Source organism: Williamsia sp. SKLECPSW1, from assembly GCF_054332755.1.
Genome location: NZ_JBTGLI010000001.1, coordinates 3,138,146 through 3,160,693 on the forward strand (window position 1 = coordinate 3,138,146; position 22,548 = coordinate 3,160,693).

22 protein-coding genes are annotated in these 22,548 nt (G+C 71.1%); 15 read left to right on the forward strand and 7 right to left on the reverse strand.

The annotated features are described in order from the left end of the window. The first annotated feature begins 38 nt into the window (after positions 1-38). Positions 39-905 (forward strand): acyl-ACP desaturase, encoded by an 867-nt coding sequence (locus tag ACXVUM_RS14775; protein ID WP_458522527.1) that lies wholly within the window; start codon positions 39-41, stop codon positions 903-905. Positions 906-914: 9 nt separating this feature from the next. Here the strand turns inward: ACXVUM_RS14775 and ACXVUM_RS14780 are convergent, their stop codons facing one another. Continuing rightward, positions 915-2,540 carry an alkaline phosphatase D family protein gene (locus ACXVUM_RS14780; RefSeq protein WP_458522528.1) on the reverse strand — a complete coding sequence of 542 codons (1,626 nt, stop codon included), beginning with the start codon at positions 2,538-2,540 and terminating at the stop codon, positions 915-917. Between the two features lie 326 nt (positions 2,541-2,866). Between ACXVUM_RS14780 and ACXVUM_RS14785 the strand changes: the two genes are divergently transcribed. The 3 genes from ACXVUM_RS14785 (at position 2,867) to ACXVUM_RS14795 (ending at position 6,130) form a co-directional block, all read left to right on the forward strand. Beyond that, positions 2,867-4,165, forward strand: a complete 1,299-nt coding sequence (locus ACXVUM_RS14785) for a PhoH family protein (protein ID WP_458522529.1) — start codon at positions 2,867-2,869, stop codon at positions 4,163-4,165. 171 nt (positions 4,166-4,336) lie between these two features. Then, positions 4,337-5,002, forward strand: coding sequence for a L,D-transpeptidase family protein (locus tag ACXVUM_RS14790; RefSeq protein WP_458522530.1), 666 nt, complete (start codon positions 4,337-4,339; stop codon positions 5,000-5,002). 87 nt (positions 5,003-5,089) lie between these two features. Continuing rightward, positions 5,090-6,130 carry a hypothetical protein gene (locus ACXVUM_RS14795; protein WP_458522531.1) on the forward strand — a complete coding sequence of 347 codons (1,041 nt, stop codon included), beginning with the start codon at positions 5,090-5,092 and terminating at the stop codon, positions 6,128-6,130. Between the two features lie 90 nt (positions 6,131-6,220). On the opposite strand, the gene ACXVUM_RS14800 is transcribed toward ACXVUM_RS14795, so the two are convergent. Continuing rightward, positions 6,221-7,633: a class II fumarate hydratase gene (locus tag ACXVUM_RS14800; protein ID WP_458522532.1), complete on the reverse strand. Its 1,413-nt coding sequence runs from the start codon at positions 7,631-7,633 to the stop codon at positions 6,221-6,223. 295 nt (positions 7,634-7,928) lie between these two features. Continuing rightward, positions 7,929-8,936, reverse strand: coding sequence for a class II fructose-bisphosphatase (gene glpX / locus ACXVUM_RS14805; RefSeq protein WP_458522533.1), 1,008 nt, complete (start codon positions 8,934-8,936; stop codon positions 7,929-7,931). A gap of 75 nt (positions 8,937-9,011) precedes the next feature. On the opposite strand from glpX, the gene ACXVUM_RS14810 reads away from it, so the two are divergent. Continuing rightward, positions 9,012-9,620, forward strand: a complete 609-nt coding sequence (locus ACXVUM_RS14810; RefSeq protein WP_458522534.1) for a DUF4245 domain-containing protein — start codon at positions 9,012-9,014, stop codon at positions 9,618-9,620. A 34-nt stretch (positions 9,621-9,654) separates the two neighbouring features. Here the strand turns inward: ACXVUM_RS14810 and ACXVUM_RS14815 are convergent, their stop codons facing one another. Genes ACXVUM_RS14815 through ACXVUM_RS14825 form a run of 3 tightly spaced genes read right to left on the reverse strand, consistent with a single transcriptional unit; the run spans position 9,655 to position 12,064 of the window. After that, positions 9,655-9,921 (reverse strand): exodeoxyribonuclease VII small subunit, encoded by a 267-nt coding sequence (locus ACXVUM_RS14815; RefSeq protein WP_458522535.1) that lies wholly within the window; start codon positions 9,919-9,921, stop codon positions 9,655-9,657. After that, positions 9,918-11,216, reverse strand: coding sequence for an exodeoxyribonuclease VII large subunit (gene xseA / locus ACXVUM_RS14820; RefSeq protein ID WP_458522536.1), 1,299 nt, complete (start codon positions 11,214-11,216; stop codon positions 9,918-9,920). The genes ACXVUM_RS14815 and xseA overlap by 4 nt, the downstream gene beginning before the upstream one ends. Beyond that, positions 11,213-12,064: a lipid droplet-associated protein gene (locus ACXVUM_RS14825; protein WP_458522537.1), complete on the reverse strand. Its 852-nt coding sequence runs from the start codon at positions 12,062-12,064 to the stop codon at positions 11,213-11,215. Before ACXVUM_RS14825 ends, xseA begins: the two co-directional genes overlap by 4 nt. Positions 12,065-12,165: 101 nt before the next feature. On the opposite strand from ACXVUM_RS14825, the gene ACXVUM_RS14830 reads away from it, so the two are divergent. The 9 genes from ACXVUM_RS14830 to ACXVUM_RS14870 all read left to right on the forward strand — a co-directional run bounded on the left by ACXVUM_RS14830 (position 12,166) and on the right by ACXVUM_RS14870 (position 19,728). Then, on the forward strand, positions 12,166-13,122 hold the full coding sequence (locus tag ACXVUM_RS14830; protein WP_458522538.1) for a 4-hydroxy-3-methylbut-2-enyl diphosphate reductase: 957 nt from the start codon (positions 12,166-12,168) through the stop codon (positions 13,120-13,122). A gap of 7 nt (positions 13,123-13,129) precedes the next feature. Next, a complete protein-coding gene (locus tag ACXVUM_RS14835) occupies positions 13,130-14,368 on the forward strand; it encodes a type VII secretion-associated protein (protein ID WP_458522539.1) in 1,239 nt (412 codons plus the stop codon). Between the two features lie 234 nt (positions 14,369-14,602). Further along, a complete protein-coding gene (rplM, locus tag ACXVUM_RS14840) occupies positions 14,603-15,046 on the forward strand; it encodes a 50S ribosomal protein L13 (RefSeq protein WP_458522540.1) in 444 nt (147 codons plus the stop codon). Then, the gene (gene rpsI, locus ACXVUM_RS14845; protein WP_458522541.1) at positions 15,043-15,594 is read left to right on the forward strand and encodes a 30S ribosomal protein S9; all 552 of its coding nucleotides are present in this window, start codon (positions 15,043-15,045) and stop codon (positions 15,592-15,594) included. The genes rplM and rpsI overlap by 4 nt, the downstream gene beginning before the upstream one ends. Before the next feature lie 113 nt (positions 15,595-15,707). Then, positions 15,708-17,072, forward strand: a complete 1,365-nt coding sequence (glmM, locus tag ACXVUM_RS14850) for a phosphoglucosamine mutase (protein ID WP_458522542.1) — start codon at positions 15,708-15,710, stop codon at positions 17,070-17,072. Beyond that, the gene (locus tag ACXVUM_RS14855) at positions 17,069-17,782 is read left to right on the forward strand and encodes an HAD family hydrolase (RefSeq protein ID WP_458522543.1); all 714 of its coding nucleotides are present in this window, start codon (positions 17,069-17,071) and stop codon (positions 17,780-17,782) included. The genes glmM and ACXVUM_RS14855 overlap by 4 nt, the downstream gene beginning before the upstream one ends. 142 nt (positions 17,783-17,924) lie before the next feature. Continuing rightward, the gene (locus ACXVUM_RS14860; RefSeq protein ID WP_458522544.1) at positions 17,925-18,242 is read left to right on the forward strand and encodes a hypothetical protein; all 318 of its coding nucleotides are present in this window, start codon (positions 17,925-17,927) and stop codon (positions 18,240-18,242) included. Continuing rightward, complete coding sequence (locus ACXVUM_RS14865; RefSeq protein ID WP_458522545.1) at positions 18,239-19,489, forward strand: hypothetical protein; 1,251 nt, start codon at positions 18,239-18,241, stop codon at positions 19,487-19,489. Before ACXVUM_RS14860 ends, ACXVUM_RS14865 begins: the two co-directional genes overlap by 4 nt. Continuing rightward, positions 19,486-19,728 (forward strand): hypothetical protein, encoded by a 243-nt coding sequence (locus ACXVUM_RS14870; protein ID WP_458522546.1) that lies wholly within the window; start codon positions 19,486-19,488, stop codon positions 19,726-19,728. The genes ACXVUM_RS14865 and ACXVUM_RS14870 overlap by 4 nt, the downstream gene beginning before the upstream one ends. Here ACXVUM_RS14870 and ACXVUM_RS14875 read toward each other — a convergent pair. Further along, the gene (locus tag ACXVUM_RS14875) at positions 19,706-20,578 is read right to left on the reverse strand and encodes a dienelactone hydrolase family protein (protein ID WP_458522547.1); all 873 of its coding nucleotides are present in this window, start codon (positions 20,576-20,578) and stop codon (positions 19,706-19,708) included. The two genes, ACXVUM_RS14870 and ACXVUM_RS14875, sit on opposite strands and share 23 nt — an antisense overlap. Positions 20,579-20,685: 107 nt before the next feature. On the opposite strand from ACXVUM_RS14875, the gene glmS reads away from it, so the two are divergent. Then, a complete protein-coding gene (glmS, locus tag ACXVUM_RS14880; RefSeq protein WP_458522548.1) occupies positions 20,686-22,548 on the forward strand; it encodes a glutamine--fructose-6-phosphate transaminase (isomerizing) in 1,863 nt (620 codons plus the stop codon).

Genomic DNA, 22,548 nt, shown 5'->3' on the forward strand with positions numbered 1-22,548 from the left:
TTCGAGTCATGGCGTCCGGATGCCTATCCTGGTCCCTCGTGACGGACAACGCTGACGACGACCTGATCCTGGTGCTCGAGAAGGCTCTGCCCGAGCTGACCGAGGAGCACGAGCGCGCCTCCATCACCTGGAACCCGCACGACCTGGTTCCGTGGGACGAGGGCCGCAACTACGCGTTCCTCGGTGGCACCGACTGGGACGCGTCGGACTCCACGATGCCGGAGGCCACGCGCGTCGCCGTGCTGGCACTGCTGCTCACCAAGGACAACCTCCCGTCGTTCCACCGCATCCTGGGAGTCAACTTCCCTCCCTTCTCCGAATGGCGCGCGCTCGTGGGTCGCTGGACCGCGGAGGACAACCGACACTCCATCGCCCTGCGTGACCACCTGATCGTGACCCGTGCCGTCGACCCGGAGTGGCTCGAGTCGCTGCGCCTGTCGCACGTCACGCACGGCTACGAGCAGAACGAGCGGTCGCGGTCGATGTCGCCGGCGGGATGCCTCGCGGTGATGGCCGTGCACGAGAACCTGTCGACCTGGTTCGCCTCCCGGCTCGCCGAGGACGTCGAGTCCGAGAGCCTCGCCGGGATCCTGCGCAACGTCGCCACCGACGACGCCGTGCAGGCGCAGACCTTCGCCAACTTCCTCGACGCCGCGCTCACCGCCCAGCCCGACGCGACCGTCGTCGCTGTCGAGGAGGCGTTCGCGCTCAACCACCCGATCGGCAGCGACATCGCCGACCTGGCCGACAAGGTGGACCAGATCCCGGAGTCCTACGTCGGCGCCGAGCCCTTCCGCCGCGCGGCGCAGGCCCTGGTGGACACGCTCGGCCTGCGCACCCTCGACGGACTGTCCGAGGAGGCCGAGGCGGCCCGCCAGAAGGTGTTGGCCCGCGCCGAGGGCTGACCCCGCCCCTCAGGCCTGCACATCCACCTGCGGCCGGCCGTCGGGGATCGTCACCACCGCTCGTCGGTGCAGCTTCTCGTCCGGGGAGGCGATCGAGTCCGCGACGCGGAACTCCGCCTGCCACGCCTGCGGCGTCACGCGGTTCAGCACATACCCGCGCTGGGCGTTGCCGAAGCGGATGTGCGGCGACGCCTCCTTGAGCTGCTGATCGCTCGTGTCACTGTCGGCGCCGTCCCCGCCCGAGGCGATGGACGTGCCGGCCAACTCGATCCCGACGGTGGGGGAGTCGCGGGTGTAGGTCGACCGCAGGTCGGACACCACGGTGCGGTGGATGTCGCCGACGATGGAGACGAGGTTGCGCGTCCCGCGCTCGCGCGCACCGTCGAGGATGCGGGCGCGCGACGCCTCGTACCCGCTCCAGCCGTCCATGCTCACCGCGCGTGCACCGTCCTTCCGGCGCGCGAGATCGGCGATGGTCGTCTGGTGCGCCAGGACGTTCCACCGCTGCCGGCTCGACGAGAACCCGTCGAGGATCCACCGCTCCTGACGCGCCCCGGTGATGGTGCGCCGCGGATCGGCGGTCTGCGCGTCCTGCGGGGAGTCGGTGTCCCCGTTGACCTGATCGCTGCGGTACTGCCGCGTGTCGAGGACGCTGAACCGTACGAGGTCGCCGTAGTCGAACCGGCGGAACGCCTGCACGTCGGCGCCGCGGGGACGCTGTGTCATCCGCACCGGGGTGTTCTCCCACCACGCCTTCATCGCCTGTGCTCGGCGGGCCAGGAACTGTGGGATCGGTGCGTCGTCCTCGGAGATCGGGCCGGCCCAGTTGTTCTCGACCTCGTGGTCGTCGAAGACCGTGATGAACGGGCTCATCCGATGGGCGCGCTGCAGCTGCGGGTCGAGTCTGTAGAGCGCGTACCGCTCGCGGTAGTCGTCGAGGGTCGTCATCTCGGTCAGCGCAGACGCCGGCACAGCGGTCGAGCGGCGGCGTCCGCCCGACGAGCCGACGCTCTTCTCGTACACGTAGTCGCCGAGATGGAACACGACATCGGGAGCGGCCGAGGCCATGTCGTCGTAGGCGGGGAAGAACCCGTCGGCCCAGTTCTGACACGACGCCCACGCGAAGGTGAGTGCGGCCAGGGGTGCGCCTGCCGGGGGAGCGGTGCGGGTACGGCCGACGTCCGACAGATGGCCGTTCGCACGGAATCGATAGAAGTACTCGGTGCCCGGACGGAGCCCGCGGACATCGGCGTGAACACTGAAACCGTCCGCCGCGGTGGCGATCTCGGTGCCCGATCGGATCACCCGGGTCATCGCCTCGTCGGTCGCCACCTGCCAGTGCACGGTGACGGGCGCGACACCCATCCCCGCTCCGCGGGCCAGGGGGGCCGAGGCGAGTCGGGTCCACAGGACCACGCCGTCGGGGAGCGGGTCGCCGGACGCCACGCCGAGGCTGAACAGGTGATCGCCGGCGGACGCCGGCGCCGCGTCGGAGAGCGAGTCGGCGAAGAGTCCCGGCGTGAACGCCACGGCCGCGGCCACACCCGTCCACGTCAGGAACCGTCGGCGGGTGAGGCCGTGGTGCAGTGTCCGGTCCGGGCCGACGGTCACGACGGGGGCCTGTTCGCGGGTCATGGGATCAGACGATCAGGCGCGATCGACGGCGAGGTCGAACACCGACGTCGGCGCGATGACCATCCGGTGACGACGTCATGGTCGTGTCTCCCGCACGTCACGGGCGGTTACCTGTTGTTCACGGACACGCGGCGCGGCGCTCGCGTGAGGGCCGTCACCGCGGGCGTACGTTGACTCGTGACGGGCCGTGGGGAAGCGGTTCGTCCGGGAGGTTCTATTCGTGAGCTGGTCACCCAGCGCGAGGCGGACCGGCCCCGGTCCCATGGACCGGCCGGTCGGTGTCGACATCAGTCTGCGCGGGCGCCGCGTCGACATGAGGAGCCCTCGTGACCACTCGCACCTATGTCCTTGACACCTCTGTGCTGCTGTCCGACCCCTGGGCGGTGACGCGTTTCGCGGAGCACAGCGTGGTCCTCCCGCTGGTCGTCATCGGGGAACTCGAGGGCAAACGTCACCACCACGAGCTGGGGTGGTTCGCCCGTGAGTCGTTGCGCATGCTCGACGATCTGCGGCTGGAGCACAGTCGTCTCGACCTGCCGGTACCGATCGGCTCCGAGGGCGGCACGCTGCAGGTGGAGCTGAACCACACCGACCCGCTCGTCCTGCCCGCCGGGTTCCGGACCGACACGAACGACTCACGGATCCTGGCCTGCGCCTTGAACCTTCGCGCCGAGGGCAAGGACGTGACGTTGGTGTCCAAGGACATCCCGTTGCGTGTCAAAGCCGGTGCCGTCGGCCTCGCGGCCGACGAGTACCGCGCACAGGACGTCGTCGTGTCGGGGTGGACCGGAATGACCGAACTCGACGTCGCGAGCACCGACATCGACACGCTGTTCGCCGACGGTGTCGCCGATGTCGATGACGCCCGAGAGCTGCCGTGCCACACGGGTGTTCGGCTCCTCGGCGGATCGTCGAGCGCACTCGGTCGGGTGACCCCGGAGAAGCGCGTGCAGCTCGTCCGGGGTGAGCGTGAGGCGTTCGGCCTGCGGGGTCGCTCCGCCGAGCAGCGTGTCGCACTGGACCTCCTGCTCGACGAGTCGGTCGGGATCGTGTCCCTCGGCGGCAAGGCCGGGACCGGCAAGTCGGCGTTGGCCCTGTGCGCCGGCCTCGAGGCGGTGCTGGAACGCCGAACCCACCGCAAGGTCGTCGTCTTCCGGCCGCTGTACGCGGTCGGCGGGCAGCAGCTCGGCTACCTCCCGGGCAGTGAGGCCGACAAGATGGGCCCGTGGGCCCAGGCGGTGTTCGACACCCTCGAGGGCCTCGCGTCGACCGAGGTGATCGAGGAGGTCCTCTCGCGCGGGATGCTGGAGGTGCTGCCGCTCACCCACATCCGCGGGCGCTCGCTGCACGACTCGTTCGTCATCGTCGACGAGGCCCAGTCGTTGGAACGGAATGTCCTGCTCACCGTGCTGTCGCGTCTCGGTGCGGGGTCGCGGGTCGTCCTCACCCATGACGTCGCCCAGCGCGACAACCTCCGCGTCGGACGACACGACGGAGTGGCCGCAGTGATCGAGAAGCTCAAGGGGCATCCGCTCTTCGCCCACATCACCCTCACCCGCAGCGAGCGTTCCCCGATCGCCGCGCTGGTCACGGAGATGTTGGAGGAGTTCGCACCCGGGGCGTGACACGCGTCACCCACCGGCGTGTGCGCGTGTCGGCGCGACACGCCGGTGGTGACGAATCGGCGTCCTGCTTGTGACCGGACGGATATCGCCCGTGCACGATGGCCAACGCATACTTCTCTGGTGTCAGAGAGACGTATGTGGTTGATGAGGCGGCTGAGGTCTACGGCCGCGATGGTGTCGGTACCGGCCGTGGCGATCGCACTGGGAATGACCCTGGCGGCGGGTCCGGCAGCCGCAGCTCCCGGTGAGACGGTCGCCGGGCCGGCGGATTTCCCGACGACCACGCAGATGGTCACCGTGACGGTGAACTCGCGGTCGGACACGTCCGGCGTCCTCACCGCCTTCGACAAGGTCGACGGCTCCTGGCAGCCGGTCATCGGGCCGGTGAAGGCGTTCGTCGGGTCCCAGGGCATCGGGGCGCCGCGGGACGACGTGCCGCGCACCCCCGAGGGCACGTTCGCGTTCGACCAGGCCTTCGGTCGCCAGGCGAACCCCGGCACGAAACTGCCGTACTTCCAGGCCGACAAGCAGGACTGGTGGGACGAGAACCCGAACTCGCCGACCTACAACACCCATGTGCGGCAGGTCGCGAGCCCCGGCGGCGACAGCGAGAACCTCTACGACAGCGGTCCGGTGTACGACTACGCGGTCAACATCGCGCACAACCCGCAGCGCCGACCCGGATACGCGTCGGGGATCTTCCTGCACGTGACCGACGGGTCGCCGACGCAGGGGTGCGTCGCGGTGGACAAGGCGACGATGGTGTCGATCCTGCGGTGGCTCGACCCGTCGCGCGATCCGGTGATCCGGATCGGGCTCGCCTCGCAGCAGGCGTGACGCGGTCGGAGGAGTGGCACCACCGGGAACCTGTGAATCAGTGTTCTCGATGCGCTGTTCCGATATCGACGATGTAACAATGTGCGCATGAACAGACCCTCCTTGCGCGCTGCCGTCCTCAGCGTCGTCGCGGCAGTCGCGCTCGTCCTGGGCATCTCGGCACCCGCCGGTGCCGCTCCGGCGGTCCCCGCCGCCGGATACGGCTTCGCCACCGGCGCCGAGTTCCTGCAGTACTCGCAGGCCGACCTCAACCGCACGCTCGACACCGTCAAGCAGACGAATGCGGGATGGATCCGACTGGGCATCGATCGCAGTCAGATCGAGACCAGCCCCGGGGTCTACAACTGGAGCACGTCGGACCGCGTCATCAACGCGGCCCGTGCCCGGGGTCTGAAGGTGCTGGCGCTCATCGCCTACACCCCGCTCCTGCAGGGCGGTGGTCTGCTGAAGACCGCCCCACCGGCGAACCCCAACGACTTCGCCGTGTTCGCCCAGCGCGCCGTGCAGCGCTACGGCGGCCAGGTGAACAACTGGGAGATCTGGAACGAGCCGAACCTGCCGATCTTCTTCGGCAACATCCCGAACAAGTCCTTCGCGTACGCCCGCCTGCTCAAGGCGACCTACGCGGCGATCAAGCGCGTGCAGCCGAATTCGACGGTCGTCGCCGCCGGCCTCAGCCCGATGCAGGGCTCCGACTCGCCGGTCGCGTTCGTCAACGACCTGTACCGCTTCGGGGCCAAGGGGTCGTTCGACGCTCTCGCCCTGCACCCCTACGTGTTCCCGGGTGGCATCGGCGCCAACCCGAACGGCGCGTGGAGCGACATCGCCGCGGTCCGCGGACTCATGGTCCGCAACGGTGACGCGGGCAAGAAGATCTGGTTCACCGAGTTCGGCGCGCCGACCAACGGGCCGCGCAACGGCGGCAACACCCCCGAGCAGCAGCGCGACATCATCGCCTCCGAGCTGGCGGCGTTCTCGCGGATGCCGTTCGCCGGTCCCGCGTTCATCTACACGATCCGCGACACCGCCAACGATCCCGGATCGCTGAACAACCGGGAGACGCGCTTCGGGTCGCTGCTGACGTTCGACTACCGCCTCAAGCCGACGTTCTTCCTGCTCAAGCGCTGACTCGCGGCGGGATCGTCCCCGCTAACGAAACCGCCTCCCGCGACCGTTGTGACGGTCGCGGGAGGCGGTTTCAGTCGCGGGGCGAGTGGCTCAGCGCTCGTGGTCGAGGTTGGCCATCTTCAGCACGTCGAGGCGCGCGTCGAGTTCGGCCTCGGAGAGCTTGTCGCCGATGAGGCCACGGTCGATCACCGTCTGACGGATCGTCTTGCCCTCCTTGAGGGCCTGCTTCGCGACTGCCGCCGCCTCCTCGTAGCCGATCGCCGAGTTGAGCGGCGTCACGATCGACGGGGAGCTCTGGGCGAGGGTCTTGAGGCGGTCGGTGTTGGCCTCGAGTCCGGAGATGCACCGGTCGGCGAACAGTCGGGACACGTTGGCCAACAACGTGAGCGACTCGAGCACGTTGCGCGCCATCATCGGGATGTAGACGTTCAGCTCGAACGCGCCGTTGCCGCCACCCCAGGTGACGGCGGCGTCGTTGCCGATGACCTGCGCCGCGACCTGCGTGACCGCTTCGGGCAGAACGGGATTGACCTTGCCGGGCATGATCGAGCTGCCGGGTTGCAGGTCGGGCAGGCGGATCTCGCCGAGCCCGGTGAGCGGGCCCGACCCCATCCAGCGGACGTCGTTGGCGATCTTCGTCAGTGACACCGCGATCGTCTTGAGGACGCCGGACAGCTCGACGAGACCGTCGCGGGCGGCCTGCGCCTCGAAGTTGTCCTTGGCGAGGCTGAGGTGCTCGACACCCGTGCGCGACACCAGGTCTGCGACGACCTTGGTGCCGAAGCCCTCCGGTGCGTTCAGGCCCGTGCCGACGGCGGTGCCGCCGATCGGCAGCTCGCCGACCCGGACCAGGGACGCCTCGACCCGCTCGACGCCCGCCTCGATCTGGCGCGCGTAGCCGCCGAACTCCTGACCGAGGGTGACGGGCACGGCATCCATGAGGTGGGTGCGGCCGGACTTCACGACCTCACGCCACTCCGACGCCTTGTCCGCGAGCGCGGAGTGGAGGTGCTGCAGTGCCGGGATCAGATCCGTCGCAGCGGCTTCCGTCGCCGCGACGTGGGTCGCGGTGGGGAAGGTGTCGTTCGACGACTGCGACATGTTGACGTGGTCGTTCGGATGGACCTCGACGCCGTTGTTCTTCGCGATCGACGCGATGACCTCGTTGGTGTTCATGTTCGAGCTGGTGCCCGAGCCGGTCTGGAACACGTCGATGGGGAACTGGTCGTCGTGCGCGCCGTCGGCGATCTCGGTGGCGGCGGCGATGATGGCGTCGGCCTTCTCGGCGTCGAGCAGACCGAGGTCCTTGTTCACCTGGGCACACGCGGCTTTGAGCAGGCCCATGGCGCGGATCTGGGTGCGCTCCAGCGGGCGGTGCGAGATCGGGAAGTTCTCGACCGCGCGTTGGGTCTGTGCACGCCACAGGGCGGCCGCGGGGACGCGGACCTCGCCCATGGTGTCGTGTTCGATGCGGTACTCGCCGGACGCAGCGTCGTTGCTCATGCAGGCAACCCTAATGGGGGCGTCCGGTGCTGGTGACGTGTGGTCCCGCGTCCGCTGCAGGCGCTCCACCTGCAGGGCGACTGCTCCACTTCTGGTGTCCTCGCTCCACCTCCGGGGCGCATCCGACGCAGACGCTCCACCTGTTCGAGGACGCTCCGCCTGCAGGCGGAGCGTCCTCGAACAACCGGAGCGGGAACCCTGGAACCGGAGCGGGAACCCTGGAACCGGAGCGGGAACCCTGGAACCGGAGCGGGAACCCTGGAACCGGAGCGGGAACCCTGGAACCGGAGCGGGCCTACTCGCCGAAGTCGACGGAGGCGAACTCGCGGAGCTTGGCCAGCTTGTGACGGCCCTCGATGTGACGGATCGTGCCCGACTTGGAGCGCATCACCAGCGACCGGGTGGTCGCACCGTTGGCGCGGTAGGTGACGCCGCGCAGCATGTCACCGTTCGTGACCCCGGTCGCGCAGAAGAACATGTTCTCCCCGCTGACCAGGTCGTCGGTCGACAGGACGCGGTCGAGGTCGTGGCCGGCGTCGATGGCCTTCTGACGTTCTGCGTCGTCCTTGGGCCACAGGCGACCCTGGATCTCGCCGCCCATGCACTTCATCGCGACGGCGGTGATGATCCCCTCGGGTGTGCCGCCGATGCCGAGCAGCATGTCGACGGAGCTGTACTCGCCGGCCGCGGCGATCGCCCCGGCGACGTCGCCGTCGGAGATGAGACGGATCTTCGCGCCCGCGGCGCGGATCTCGCCGATGAGATCGGCGTGACGAGGCCGGTCGAGCACGACGACGGTGACGTCACCCACGTCGATGCCCTTGGCCTTCGCCACCGCCTGCACGTTCCAGGCGACGGGCTTGGTGATGTCGATCGACCCCGCGGCCTCGGGGCCGACGGCGATCTTCTCCATGTAGAACACCGCGGACGGGTCGAACATGGTGCCGCGCTCGGACACGGCGATCACCGCGATGGAGTTCGGGCGGCCCTCGGCCATCAGCGTGGTGCCGTCGATCGGGTCGACCGCGACGTCGACCGCGGGGCCCTCGCCGTTGCCGACCTCCTCGCCGTTGAACAGCATCGGCGCCTCGTCCTTCTCGCCCTCGCCGATGACGACGACACCGCGCATCGAGACGGTGGACAGCAGTTGGCGCATCGCGTCGACGGCCGCGCCGTCCCCGCCGATCTTGTCGCCGCGTCCGACCCACCGGCCGGCGGCGAGGGCCGCGGCCTCGGTCACCCGCACCAACTCCATCGCCAGGTTCCGGTCGGGGGCCTGGGGGTTGCGGGCGGGCTTCGACATCGTGTTCCTCCTGGGACGGGCACCGGCGAGCGCCATGGGGGCGCGCGGCCGCTCGGGGTTGACGCCAATCCTGTCATGACCGGCATGGATACTGGTGTGGTGCCCGGCAAACCCCGCATCCTCACCGATCACAAGGACATGTTGTGGTCGCTGGTCCCCCTGGTGGCGATCTGCCTGCTCATCGCAGTGGTGTCGGGGAACTGTTCGGTCGGGTTGACCGGCGGCGCGAGTGACGATCGGACCCCCGCCTACGACGTCCGCGGTGGCCTCACCGCCGACGCGCAGACCATGCCGTTCCCGGTGCGACTCCCGGAGGTCCCGCAGGACTGGAAGCCGAACTCCGGCAGCCGCGCGGGCATCGACGGCCGGGTCGTGTCGAACGTGGGGTTCATCACCTCCGACGGCGTCTACATGCAGCTCAGCCAGACCGATGCGCCCGAGGACGGTCTCGTCGCCTACCTCGACGACAAGATGCCCATCGGCAAGGGCGTCACCGACGTCGGCGGACAGCAGTGGGTGCGGTACTCGACCTCCGACGACCGGACGATCTGGGTCGCCGACCTCCCGGACGTGCGGATCGGGCTGTACGGCAAGGCATCCGAGAAGGACTTCACGACGATGGCGCAGGCCGTCCTCGCCGGCACCGTGCTGCCCCGTCGGTCGCTGCCGCAGCCCGTCGGCTGACCGCGGGTCCTCCGCCCGCGGGCCGGCCGCCGACTCAGTCCTGGTCGTCCTCGAGATCGTCGTCGTCGACATCCCCGTCCTCGTCGTCGGGGACCTCGCCGAGCGCTGTCTCGATCCGACGCCGGGCCCCCTCCAGGTGGTCCTCGCAGCGGCGGGCGAGCGCCTCGCCCCGTTCCCACAGGGCGAGTGACGCGTCGAGGTCCAGACCGCCCTGCTCGAGAGTTCGTACCACTGCGACCAGTTCGTCGCGGGCCTGTTCGTAGCCCAGTTCCTCGATCGGTGTGGGCTCCTGCGAGGTCATGACCTGTCGTCCTTCGTCGGGGTGCGGGCGGCGGTGGGTGGGCGCAGCGCGCGATCGGGCTGCATGACGGCGGCGCGCATCGCCCCGTCGGCGACACGGACCCGGAGCTGGGTGCCGATCGGCATGTCGTCGACCGAGCCGACGACGTGCGGCGGGTCGTCGCCGGAGAGCCGCTGCACCACGGCGTATCCGCGGGCGAGCGTCTGCGCGGGACCGAGTGTGGCCAGTCGGGCGGCGTAGTTCTCGACGCGATGTTCCTCGAACCCCACGTACCGGGCGATCTCGCGCCGCGCGGAGGTGACCGCGCGGTCGACGTCGGCGACCCGCTCGTCGACGAGACGCATCGGGTCGGCCAGCACCGGGCGGCCCCGTAGCGAGTCGAGTGCGTGCTTCTCGCGGGCGACCCAGTTGCGCAGCGCGCCGGCGCTGCGGGCACGCATCTCCGCCAGCCCGGCGAGCTCGGCGGCGACGTCGGGGACGATGCGCTTCGCCGCATCGGTGGGGGTCGCCGCGCGCAGGTCGGCGACGAGGTCGAGCAGCGGGTGGTCGGGTTCGTGGCCGATCGCCGAGACGACGGGGGTCGTCGCCGCGGAGACGGCCCGGCACAGCGCCTCGTCCGAGAACGGCAGCAGGTCCTCCACCGACCCGCCCCCGCGGGCGATGACGATGACGTCGACATCCGGGTCGGCGTCGAGGTCGGTGAGGGCTCGCAGGATCGCCGACACCGCCGTCGGACCCTGGACGGGGGTGTTGCGGATCTCGATCCGCACCGCGGGCCATCGGCTCTGCGCCACCGACAGGACATCGCGCTCGGCGGCTCCGGCGCGGCCGGTGATCAGTCCCACCCCGTGGGGCAGGAAGGGGATGGGCCGTTTCAGGCGCGGGTCGAAGAGGCCCTCGGCGTCGAGCAGGCGACGCAGACGCTCGATGCGGGCGAGCAGCTCACCGATGCCGACGGGCCGGATCTCGGTGACCCGCAACGACAACTGTGCGCGGCCGGGATAGAACGACGGCCGGCCCGCCATCACGACGCGCGCTCCCTCGGTGAGCGGGACCTCCGCACGGTCGAGCACGATCGGTTGGCAGGTGACGGTGATCGACATGTCCGCCGACGGGTCCCGCAGTTGCAGGAACGCGGTCTTCGTACCCGGTCGTCGGCTGATCTGGGTGATCTGACCCTCCACCCACACGTGACCGAGGCGGTGGATCCAGTCGCCGATCTTCGCGTTCAGCGTGCGGACCGGCCACGGGGCGTCGGGGGTGGAGGGGCCCGGGCCGCCCGAGGCGGGGGTCACTTGGCGCCGGCGGCGGTGATCCGGTTGTCGAGCATCGTGGCGAACGGGGCCCGACCGCGGTGGCTGCGCTCGTACTCGACCAGCGTCCTCAGGTCGTCGACGTCGATGCTGCGGATCTTCGCGCGCAGCTGCGCCAGGGTGAGGGAGTCGTAGTCGAGGAACTCGACGATCTCGGGGGCGTCCGACGGCGTCGGGGCGGGCGCCGCGTCGACCTCGGACTGCAGCACGGTGTCGGGCGCGGCGCTGTAGAGGGCGAACCGTCCCTTCGCGGGGACGCTGTCCGCGGTCGACGAGCCGTCCGTGGAACCCGACCCGTCATGATCGGACGCAGGCGACGGAGATGCCGTGGCGGGGGCCTTCGTCGCGGCCTTCGTGGCGGGCGCCTTGGCTGCTGCCGACTTCTTCGCGGGAGCCTTTTTCCCGGGAGCCTTCTTCGCCGGTGCCGTCGTGGCCGCTGCTTTCTTCGCGGGGGCGTCGGCCGTGGTGTCGGGCGTCGGTACCGGGGTCGGCTCGATCGGGGCGGTCGGGGCGGTCGGGGCGGTCGGGGCGGTCGGGGCCTCGGGCACGTCCGGGACCGAACTCAACCGGGGCAGATCGTCGGGCAGCTCGTCGTCGAACGTCGCCCACGACGGCTGCTCCTCGGCGCGGTGGAACCAGTGGTCGAGTGCGTCGTCACCCTTGATGGCCAGTTCGGCGATGTTCTGCTGCAGACGCATCGCGGCCTGCACGGTGGTGCTGACCGCGGTCATCGGCAGCGTCACCGCCGTCGTCGGCAGCCTCCTCGTCTCCTCGATGGCCGTGACCAGGAGACCGGTCATCACGCGGGCGGCGAAGGGTGGGCGGATCATGCGACAACCTTGCCTCATCGGTGCCGCCGTCACCAGCGCGGGGACGCCCGGCGCGTCCGGTGTCCGCACACCCACCCACCGGTCGCCCGTACCCTGTGGGCATGAGCGATTCCGGCAAACGTGTCCTGCTGGCCGAGCCGCGTGGGTACTGCGCGGGGGTCGATCGTGCGATCGAGACGGTGGAGCGTGCCCTGGAGAAGCACGGCGCCCCCGTCTACGTCCGCAAGGAGATCGTCCACAACAAGCACGTCGTGGAGACGCTCACAGAGCGCGGCGTGGTGTTCGTCGAGGAGACCGACGAGGTGCCCGAGGGTGCACTCGTGGTCTTCTCCGCGCACGGGGTGTCTCCCGCGGTCCACGCATCGGCGGCCGAACGCAATCTGCGCACCATCGACGCGGCCTGCCCGTTGGTCACCAAGGTGCACCAGGAGGCCAAGCGCTTCGCCCGCGACGACTACGACATCCTGCTCATCGGTCACGAGGGCCACGAGGAGGTCGAGGGCACGGCGGGCGAGGCGCCGCAGCACATCCAACTCGTCGACGGCCCGGCCGGCGTCGACGGCGTCGAGGTGCGGGACGAGTCGAAGCTCGTGTGGTTGTCGCAGACGACCCTGTCGGTCGACGAGACCATGGAGACGGTCGCCAAGCTGCGCGAGCGGTTCCCGCTCCTGCAGGATCCGCCCAGCGACGACATCTGCTACGCCACCCAGAACCGTCAGGTCGCGGTGAAGGCCATGGCGCCGCAGTGCGACATGGTGCTCGTGGTCGGGTCGCGGAACTCGTCGAACTCCGTCCGTCTCGTCGAGGTCGCCCTGCAGGCCGGCGCATCGTCGTCCCATCTCGTCGACTACGCGCGTGACATCGAGGACGACTGGTTCGAGGGCGTGACGACCGTCGGCGTGACGTCCGGCGCGTCGGTGCCCGAGGTCCTCGTCCGCGGCGTCCTCGACCGTCTGGCCGAGCACGGCTACACCTCGGTCGAGACCGTCACCACCGCCAACGAGACCCTCACCTTCGCGTTGCCGCGCGAGTTGCGGCCGGCGCGCTCCGCGGGCTGAGCGGTCGGTGACGCACGCCGTCGCCGTGGGCCCGCGCACGGCGACCGTCGTCGACATCGCCTACGGGCGGCTGGAGGGTTCCGCCGGTACCGGCCTGCGGATCGGTGCTCTCGTGTCCGCGATCGACTCCTCGTCGGTGGTCGTCGGGGGACGTCGACGCGGTACCCGTGAGGCGTGGGCGTCCGCGATCGCCGAGGTCGTCGGGGCAGAGCGCCCGTCGTCGGTGACCCTCGCGCACCCCAGCACCTGGGGTGCGCGGCGCGTCGGGGTCGTCCTCTCGGCCCTCGAGACGGCCCTGGGCGACGGCGGGACGCAGATCTCCGCCGTCCCGCGCGCAGCACTCCTCGCCGCCACCCACGTGGAGTCGTCGATGCAGGTGTGCGCCGTGGTGGAGGCCCACGACGACCGCGTCGACGTCCACCGTGTGCAACGCGACGCGCAGGGCTGGCGGATCGCCCGCACCTCCGTGCTCGCCGCCGACGCCGGCCCCGACGAGCTCGCCGCGCTCGTCGACGACGCCGTCGAGGCGATCCTCGTCGACGGCGACCGCGGGGACCGCGTCGATCTGGTCCTCGGACTCGTCGCCGACGCCACACCGACCGGCCGCGTCGCCGCTGTCGACCGGGCCTTGCTGCACCGCTTCGGGGTGCCGCGCCCGTCGCGACCCGATCCACCCGCACCGCCCGCCCCCGGGCGACCCGCCCGTCGACAGGTGCTCATTGCGGCTGGCGTCCTCGTCGCCGTCGTCGCGGTGGTCGTCGGGCTCGTCGTGTGGCAGTCGCACGGCGACGACACCGTCGCCCCGCCGGCGGGGGAGATCGCCCAGATCGGACGGGTGTCGATGACCGTCCCCCCGGGGTGGCGGCGGACCTCCGACGCCCCCGACGCCACCGGTGCGATCGGGTTCACCAGCATCGCCGCGCCCGACGACGACCGGCGGCTGCTCCTGGTACAGAACTCCGTCCGAGCCGACTCGACCCTCGATTCCGTCGCGACGAGCCTGCGAAACCGGCTGGGCCAGCGCGGGGCCGATGCCGTCGCGGAGTTCTCCGCCGACACGACCTTCGCCGGTCGTCGCGTCATCAGCTATCGCGAGACACCCGGCTCCGGGGCGGCGATCCGCTGGTACGTCGTCGTCGCGTCGGCCCTCCAGGTCAGCGTGGGCTGCCAGCCCGGGTCGCGCGGGGAGTCCGTCGAGGACGCGTGCGCGGCAGCGGTCGGGTCGGTCGTCATCGCGCCGCTGTGACGACGGGCATCCGCCGCGAGGTGGAGGGCCGGGCACGGTTTTGACCCTCGGACCACCGGAGACGTACTCTGGACCGCTGGTGCGCGGCACCTGTGGTGTGGGCTCGTCCCGCGCCGCGGAGTAACCGGGTCCCGGGTCCCCACTGGTCGCCGGGTTCCACCCCGCCGTCGCACCTGACCAGCCCCGATCCTCGCCTGGAGTATCGGACCACCCGAACACGGAACGGATACATCTGTGTCTACGTACACCCCGAAGGCCGGTGACGTCACGCGCGCGTGGCACGTCATCGACGCCAGCGACGTGGTGCTCGGCCGTCTCGCCGTGCAGACCGCGAACCTGCTGCGCGGCAAGCACAAGCCGACCTACGCCCCGCACATGGACGGTGGCGACTTCGTCATCATCATCAACGCCGACAAGGTCGCGGTCACCAGCAACAAGGCCGAGCGCACCTTCCACTACCGGCACTCCGGCCACCCGGGTGGTCTCACCAAGCGCACCACCGCCGAGCTCCTCGCGACCCGCCCCGAGCGCGTCATCGAGAAGGCCGTGAACGGCATGCTGCCCAAGAACAAGCTGGGGCGCGCCATGATCAGCAAGCTCAAGGTCTACGCAGGCCCCGACCACCCCCACGCCGCGCAGCGCCCGGCCCCCTACGAGATCAAGCAGGTGTCGCAGTGACCGAGCCCGTCGAGAACGCAACCCCCGAGGCCGTCGAGGTCGCCCCCGACGCGAACGTCGAGGTCGCAACGGACGACTACGTGGTGGACGAGGCCACCGGCACCGAGGTGACCGGTGACGACATCGCCGAGGCCGTCACGACCCCGGCCCCGGTCCTCTTCGACCGTCCGATCCAGACCGTCGGCCGCCGCAAGGAGGCCGTCGTCCGCGTCCGCCTCGCCCCGGGCACCGGTGAGTTCACCCTCAACGGCCGCTCGCTGGAGGCGTACTTCCCGAACAAGGTGCACCAGCAGCTCATCAAGGCGCCGCTGGTCACCGTCGAGCGTGTCGAGGCGTTCGACATCCACGCCAAGCTCGTCGGTGGCGGCCCCTCGGGTCAGGCCGGCGCGCTGCGTCTGGCCATCGCCCGCGCCCTCATCGAGGCCGCCCCGGACGACCGCCCGGCGCTGAAGAAGGCGGGCTTCCTCACCCGCGACCCGCGCGCCGTCGAGCGCAAGAAGTACGGCCTCAAGAAGGCCCGCAAGGCGTCGCAGTACTCCAAGCGCTGACACGCCGCGCCGGGCGACGCCCGGTGCACGACGACCACACCGAGCAGGTGTCCATGCAGCACCGGACACCTGCTCGTGTGCGTTCACGCCGGACATGGGTGGGAGATTCACGCGTGGCACGATATTTCGGAACCGACGGGGTGCGTGGCCTGGCCAACGTCGACCTGGGCCCGGAGCTGGCCCTGCGCATCGCGCGCTCGGCGGCGCAGATCCTCGGGGGCGAGCCGCCGTTCGGCGACCCGGCCTCGCCGACACCACGACCGATCGCGGTCGTGGGGCGCGATCCGCGCGCGTCGGGTGAGATGCTCGAGGCGGCAGTGTGTGCCGGGCTGACGGCAGCCGGCGTCGACGCGCTGCGCGTCGGGGTGCTGCCGACACCGGCGGTCGCGTTCCTCACCGCCCATCACTCCGCTGCGTTCGGGGTGATGATCTCGGCATCGCACAATCCCATGCCCGACAACGGGATCAAGCTGTTCGCCGCCGGTGGTCACAAGCTGCCCGACGACGTCGAGGCCGCGATCGAGGCACGGATGGACGACGCGACCACGGTCGAGTCGCCGATCGGTGACCGCATCGGCCGCGTCGTCGACGCGCGTGATGCCGCCACGGCCTACCTCGACCACCTCGCCGGTGTCGCCCCGTCCGCCGCGACTGGGCTCACCGTCGTCGTCGACTGCGCGAACGGTGCCGCGAGTGCGGTTGCGCCGCAGGCGTACACGGCTGCCGGCGCCCGCGTGATCGCGATCCACTCCGATCCCGACGGCTACTCCATCAACGACGGCTGCGGCTCCACGCACATCGACGTCGTCGCCGATGCGGTCCGCCGGCACGGCGCCGACCTCGGGATCGCCCACGACGGCGACGCCGACCGCTGCCTCGCCGTCGACCACACCGGTCGACCCGTCGACGGTGACGCGATCCTCGCAGTCCTCGCGCTGGGCATGAAGGACGCCGGGACGCTGCGCGAGGACACCCTCGTCGCGACCGTCATGAGCAACCTCGGCCTCCACATCGCCATGCGCGCAGCAGGTGTCGAGGTCCGGACCACGGCCGTCGGCGACCGGTACGTCGTCGAGGAGTTGCGGTCGGGCGCGTACTCCCTCGGTGGTGAGCAGTCCGGGCACGTCGTCATCCCCGACCACGCGACCACCGGTGACGGCATCCTCACCGCGCTGCTCCTCATGGCGCGGATGACCGGAACCGGGCGCACGCTCGCCGATCTCGCGTCGGTGGTCACCGCGTTGCCGCAGGTGCTCATCAACGTGCCCGTCCTCGACAAGCAGTCCGTCGCGCAGGCGGACGAGGTCCGCGAGGCCGTCAGCGGCGCCGAGGCCGAACTCGGTGACGGCGGTCGCGTGTTGCTGCGGCCCTCGGGCACAGAGCAACTCGTCCGCGTCATGGTCGAGGCGGCGACCGAGTCGCATGCCCAGCAGGTCGCCGGCCGGATCGCCGACGTCGTCGGGGCGGTCGGACGATGACGACGACCGTGTCGGTGCCGCCTGTCGAGGCGGTCCTGTTCGACTTCTCCGGCACCCTGTTCCGTTTCACTGAACGCGCCGAGTGGTTCGACGGTCTGCACGACGACGACGGCGCCCCCATCGACGTCGGTCTGCAGGCGGAACTGATCCGGCGCATGACCGCGCCGACCGGGGTCCCCGCCGACCTCGCCCCCGAGGACGTCGCGGCGTGGGAACGACGCGACCTCGATCCGGACCTGCACCGACGCGCCTATCTCGCGGTACTGCGGTCCAGCGGGCTGACCGTCCCGGGTCACGCGGAGTCGCTGTACGGGCGGGTCCTCGACCCGCAGTCGTGGGATCCGTACCCGGACACCGCAGAGGTGCTGCGGGGACTGCACGCGGCGGGGGTCGCTATCGGCGTGGTCAGCAACATCGCGTTCGACCTGCGCCGGGTCCTCGCCCGCTTCGACCTCGACGGGCTCGTCGGGTCCTGGGCCCTGTCGCACGAGGTGGGCAGCATCAAACCGTCCGCGGGCATCTTCACCGCGGCCCTCGACGAGCTCGGCGTACCCGCGGGCCGGACGCTGATGGTGGGCGACAGCGAGGAGGCCGACGGCGGGGCCCGCGGCCTCGGGTGCCGCTTCGCGCTGGTCGAACCCGCGCCGACCACCGATCGTCCGCGCGCGCTGCTCGACGCGGTCCGCGCCCACGGCCTGCTGAACGGATGACCGACGGGGCCGGTCGACCGTTATCCTGACCCCCACCGGAACCGGATCGTGCCGCTGCGCGTCCAACCCAGGAGAGCAGCGGCGCCGGCAGCCGCATCGGGCACGACTGCGGCCCGGGTTCCGACGGCCAGGGGAGGCATCGATGAGCGGACGGATGGCGATCGACACCACGCGGGTCGCGGCGCTCGCGCGTGATCTGACCGCCGCCGCGGACGACCTGGCCGCGGGAGCCGCGTCCGCGCGATCACTGACGACGTCGTCGACTCCCACCTCGGCGCCCTGGGTCGATGCTGTCGCGCGCCACGACGCAGGTGTGGCGGCGGTCCCCGCTGCCCTGGGGGTGCTGGGCGACCGCGCGCGATCGGTGGCCGACGCGCTCGTCGCCGCGGTCGGCACGACCGTCGCCCAGGATTCGGCGGCCGCTCGGTCCGTGCGGGACGCGGGGGCAGGACTGTCGTGACCGGCCCGACCCATCCCGTCGTGGCGTTCGCGACGGCCCTGGGCCCGATCGCCCGTGAGGTGGGGGTGGTCCTGCCGCCGCCGGAGGAGTGGACCGCCCGCCTCACCGCGATCGACGCCGTCCCCGTCGACAGGTTCGCGGCCGATGCCGAGGTGCTCCGCGCACTGGCGCGACGTGTCACCGATGCCGTCGAGACCCTCGCCGGTGTCGCGGACGTCCTGCCCGCTGCGTGGCACGGAATCGCCGGCGACCGCGCGCACGCCGCGGTGGGCGACGTGCGGGACGCCGCCGACGAGACCGGCCGTCGGCTGGGCGCGGCGGCAGCGGCGTGCGACGCCGCGGCACGCGGTGTCACCGAGGTCCGCGCCGCTGTGACGGCCACCCTCGCCGCGGTCCCGACCCTCGTCGTGGCCGAGCACGCCCTCGCGGACCTCACGGGTCTCGACCTCGTCCTCAACCGCACCGTCGTCGCGGCGATGGTGCAGGCCGCCGTCGCGACGGTCGAGACAGCGCTGGACGTGGCGGAGGCGGCGGTGACCGACGTCCTCACCGTCGTCGCCGACAGCACCGAGCGGCTGGCCGAGCCCACCGGACCGGGTGCCGAGCGAACCGACGTGGCTCACGCCATGCGCAGCAGCCTGGACGTCGCCGGTGTCGTCGGTGCGGTTGCCGGTGCAGGGGCCGCGACGGCGGCGGCGATCGGTGCGGTCGCGGTCGCGGTCGGGGCGGCCGGGGCCGTCGCGGAGGCGGTCGGCGCCGTCGGGGACGACCGATCGGCCCCCGAGGCGCCGCCGCCGCCCGGTGCAGGTCCGGTTGTCGCGCCGTCGGCGACGGATCACGCAGCCCCGCGCCAGGATTCGTCGCCGTCACCGCCGGAGACGTCCGTCCGGGACGAGTCGACGGTCTCCGGCGGCGGATCGGCTCCGCGCCCGCACCTCAACCTGACGGTCGACGACGACCCACCGAACACTGACGGCCCACCGAACACTGACGGCCCACCGAACACTGACGACCAACCAAGCGCTTCGGAACCGTCGCCCGCCGAGTCGGCGGCACCCACCACGGCGCCGGTGGAGCCCGTCCCGGCACCCGCCGATCCGGCCCCCGTCGCCCCCGAACCCGAACTCGCCGACCCGCCGCCGACCGAGCAGGCGCATCCGCAGCCGGCAGCGACCACCGAGCAGGGCCCACGGGCCACGCCGGACCCGGACGACGACGGCGGCCTCGCACTGGCGGGGGACCGATGAACCCGTCGGATCAGATCGAGGCGATCGTGGCCCGCGCCGTCACGACCCTGCGCACGGTGGAAGCGCGCCATCGCGCCCGGGACACGGCCGACGTCTCCTGGCGTGTGGCCGACGAGAACAGCCGTGTTGACGACCGCGACGACGAGGAGAGCCGCGACGACGAACCCGACGACGCACCCCGCGACCGCGTCCTCGGTCCTGCGGAGATCGCGGCGCTCAGCGCCGCAGCAGACGGGTGAGGCGATCGACCTCGGGGGCCTCGACGGCCTCCGGGTCGACCGTCACGAGCTTGCCGAGTTCCTCCGACGGGTCGGCGAAGGCCGCATAGGTCGGGTCGCCGGGCACCGAGCCCCGCCGGTCCGGGTCGCCGATCGTCGCGAGCAGGAACCCGGTGAGCGCCGCGCGGACGACCCGCTGCGTCTTCCGCTGGTCGGAGTCGTCGCCGAGGCGTTTGCGGATGCTGAACCCCTCGACGAGCCCGCGGTTCGAGGCCTTCGGGACCGTGCGCAGGGACACGTCGTCGCCCTGCAGAGCGCGACGGATCGCCAGGGCGTTGGACGTGACCCCGTCGAGGTCGTCGGGTGCGGCCAACACCAGCGCGGGCACGCGGGCGCGGTGGGCGGCCGGCAGCACCGCGGGTGAGGTGGGCGCCGGGAACAGTGCGGCCAGCGTGTGGGCGCGGTCGGTGTCGCCGGCGGCGAGAACGGCGGCGGATGCACCCATCCCGTGGCCGGCCAGTCCGAGACGATCCCGGTGGACGGTGATCTGCCCGGGTCCGAGCCGCACGGAGGAGACGACCTCCAGGGCCGTCCGCAGGTCGGCGGCGAGGGCACGATCGGACGGCAGCGGCCCGCGCTGGGTGTCGGGCACGGCCACGACGATCCCCCACGAGGCGAGATGTTCCAGCGTGCCGATGTACTGGCGGCTGTGCGTCAGCCAGCCGTGGCCGAACGCGATGCCGGGCAGGTCGGTGCCGGCTTCCGGGGTGTAGACGATGCCGGGCAGCCCGACGACCGCCATGTCACCCCGCAGGACGCGGTGCGGCCCACGCCGGGACAACTGGGAGAGGAGCTTCTTCACCGAGGCCACGCGTCGACCCTATGACAGGTTGCGTGCGCAGGGTCACGGCGGTGAGCCGCCGGCGAGGTCCGACACGGTTTCGCGAGCGTATGGGCCGTCGCAGTACGCTGTCACGAATGTGTGGAATCGTCGGATACGTCGGTCGGCGCGATGCGCTGGAGATCGTCGTCGAGGCGTTGCGGCGGATGGAGTACCGCGGCTACGACTCGGCCGGGGTGGCCATCCTCGACGGCCACGGCGGAACCGCGGTGGAGAAGCGGGCCGGACGTCTGGAGAACCTCGACAAGCAGCTGGCCACGGTCGGTCGTGAGGCCTTCGCCGGCACCACCGGCATGGGTCACACCCGTTGGGCCACCCACGGTCGTCCCACCGACCGCAACGCCCACCCGCACACCTCGCGGGACGGCAGGGTCGCGGTGGTGCACAACGGCATCATCGAAAACTACGCACCGCTGCGCGCGGAGGTGGAGGCCGCGGGCGTCGAGTTCGGCTCCGACACCGACACCGAGGTCGCGGTGCACCTGCTGGACCTGGAGTACGCGTCGGGGCCGCACGCCGGGGACTTCGTCGCCTCCGCCTACGCGGTGCTCGCCCGCCTCGAGGGCGCCTTCACGCTGGTCTTCACCCACTCCGACCATCCGGACACCATCGTCGCCGCCCGTCGGTCGACGCCGCTGGTCGTCGGTGTCGGTGACGGTGAGATGTTCGTCGGGTCCGACGTCGCCGCCTTCATCGACCACACCCGCGACGCCGTCGAACTCGGGCACGACGAGGTGGTCGTGATCACCGCCGACAGCTACACGATCACCGGTTTCGACGCCTCACCGCGCTCGGGCACCCCGTTCCACATCGACTGGGACCTCGCCGCCGCCGAGAAGGGCGGCCACGACTTCTTCATGCTCAAGGAGATCGCCGAGCAGCCGCAGGCCCTCGCCGACACCCTCGTGGGGCACTTCGAGGACGGCCGCATCATCCTCGACGAGCAACGCATCACCGACCAGGACCTACGCGACACCGACAAGGTGTTCGTCGTCGCCTGCGGCACCGCCTACCACGCGGGACTGCTCGCGAAGTACGCCATCGAGCACTGGACGCGCCTGCCCGTCGAGGTGGAGCTGGCCAGCGAGTTCCGCTACCGCGATCCGGTCCTGGACCGGTCGACGCTCGTCGTCGCCATCTCGCAGTCGGGGGAGACCGCCGACACGCTGGAGGCCGTGCGCCACGCCAAGGAGCAGAAGGCACGCGTGCTGGCCATCTGCAACACCAACGGCGCGCAGATCCCCCGCGAGTCCGACGCCGTGCTCTACACCCACGCCGGACCGGAGATCGGTGTCGCGTCGACGAAGTGCTTCCTGGCACAGATCGCCGCTGCCTACCTGGTCGGGCTCGCCCTCGCGCAGGCTCGCGGTACCAAGTACCCCGACGAGGTCGCGCGGGAGTTCCGCGAACTCGAACGGATGCCGGAGGCGGTCGAGAAGGTCCTCACCACCGTCGAGCCGGTCCGTGAACTGGCACGCGGGCTGGCCGAGAGCCGCACCGTGCTCTTCCTCGGTCGCCACGTCGGGTACCCGGTGGCTCTCGAGGGCGCGCTGAAGCTGAAGGAACTCGCCTACATGCACGCCGAGGGTTTCGCCGCGGGCGAGCTCAAGCACGGCCCGATCGCCCTGATCGAGGACGACGTCCCGGTCATCGTCGTGATGCCGTCACAGCAGGGTCGGCCGCTGCTGCACTCGAAGATGGTGAGCAACATCCGGGAGATCCAGGCCCGCGGCGCCCGCACCATCGTCATCGCCGAGGAGGGCGACACCGTCGCGGCCGAGTTCGCCGACCATCTCGTAGAGATCCCCGCGACACCCACCCTCCTGCAGCCGCTCGTCTCGACGGTGCCGCTGCAGGTGTTCGCGGCCGCCGTGGCGCAGACGCGCGGGTACGACGTCGACAAGCCGCGCAACCTGGCCAAGTCCGTCACGGTGGAGTAG

Excerpts from the sequence above, each read along its gene's own strand:
- ACXVUM_RS14780 (WP_458522528.1), bottom strand. The coding sequence starts at position 2,540 with ATGACCCGCGAACAGGCCCCCGTCGTGACCGTCGGCCCGGACCGGACA.
- ACXVUM_RS14790 (WP_458522530.1), top strand. The coding sequence starts at position 4,337 with ATGGTGTCGGTACCGGCCGTGGCGATCGCACTGGGAATGACCCTGGCG.
- ACXVUM_RS14795 (WP_458522531.1), top strand. The coding sequence starts at position 5,090 with ATGAACAGACCCTCCTTGCGCGCTGCCGTCCTCAGCGTCGTCGCGGCA.
- ACXVUM_RS14800 (WP_458522532.1), bottom strand. The coding sequence starts at position 7,633 with ATGAGCAACGACGCTGCGTCCGGCGAGTACCGCATCGAACACGACACC.
- glpX (WP_458522533.1), bottom strand. The coding sequence starts at position 8,936 with ATGTCGAAGCCCGCCCGCAACCCCCAGGCCCCCGACCGGAACCTGGCG.
- ACXVUM_RS14810 (WP_458522534.1), top strand. The coding sequence starts at position 9,012 with ATGACCGGCATGGATACTGGTGTGGTGCCCGGCAAACCCCGCATCCTC.
- ACXVUM_RS14815 (WP_458522535.1), bottom strand. The coding sequence starts at position 9,921 with ATGACCTCGCAGGAGCCCACACCGATCGAGGAACTGGGCTACGAACAG.
- ACXVUM_RS14825 (WP_458522537.1), bottom strand. The coding sequence starts at position 12,064 with ATGATCCGCCCACCCTTCGCCGCCCGCGTGATGACCGGTCTCCTGGTC.
- ACXVUM_RS14830 (WP_458522538.1), top strand. The coding sequence starts at position 12,166 with ATGAGCGATTCCGGCAAACGTGTCCTGCTGGCCGAGCCGCGTGGGTAC.
- ACXVUM_RS14855 (WP_458522543.1), top strand. The coding sequence starts at position 17,069 with ATGACGACGACCGTGTCGGTGCCGCCTGTCGAGGCGGTCCTGTTCGAC.
- ACXVUM_RS14860 (WP_458522544.1), top strand. The coding sequence starts at position 17,925 with ATGAGCGGACGGATGGCGATCGACACCACGCGGGTCGCGGCGCTCGCG.
- ACXVUM_RS14870 (WP_458522546.1), top strand. The coding sequence starts at position 19,486 with ATGAACCCGTCGGATCAGATCGAGGCGATCGTGGCCCGCGCCGTCACG.
- glmS (WP_458522548.1), top strand. The coding sequence starts at position 20,686 with ATGTGTGGAATCGTCGGATACGTCGGTCGGCGCGATGCGCTGGAGATC.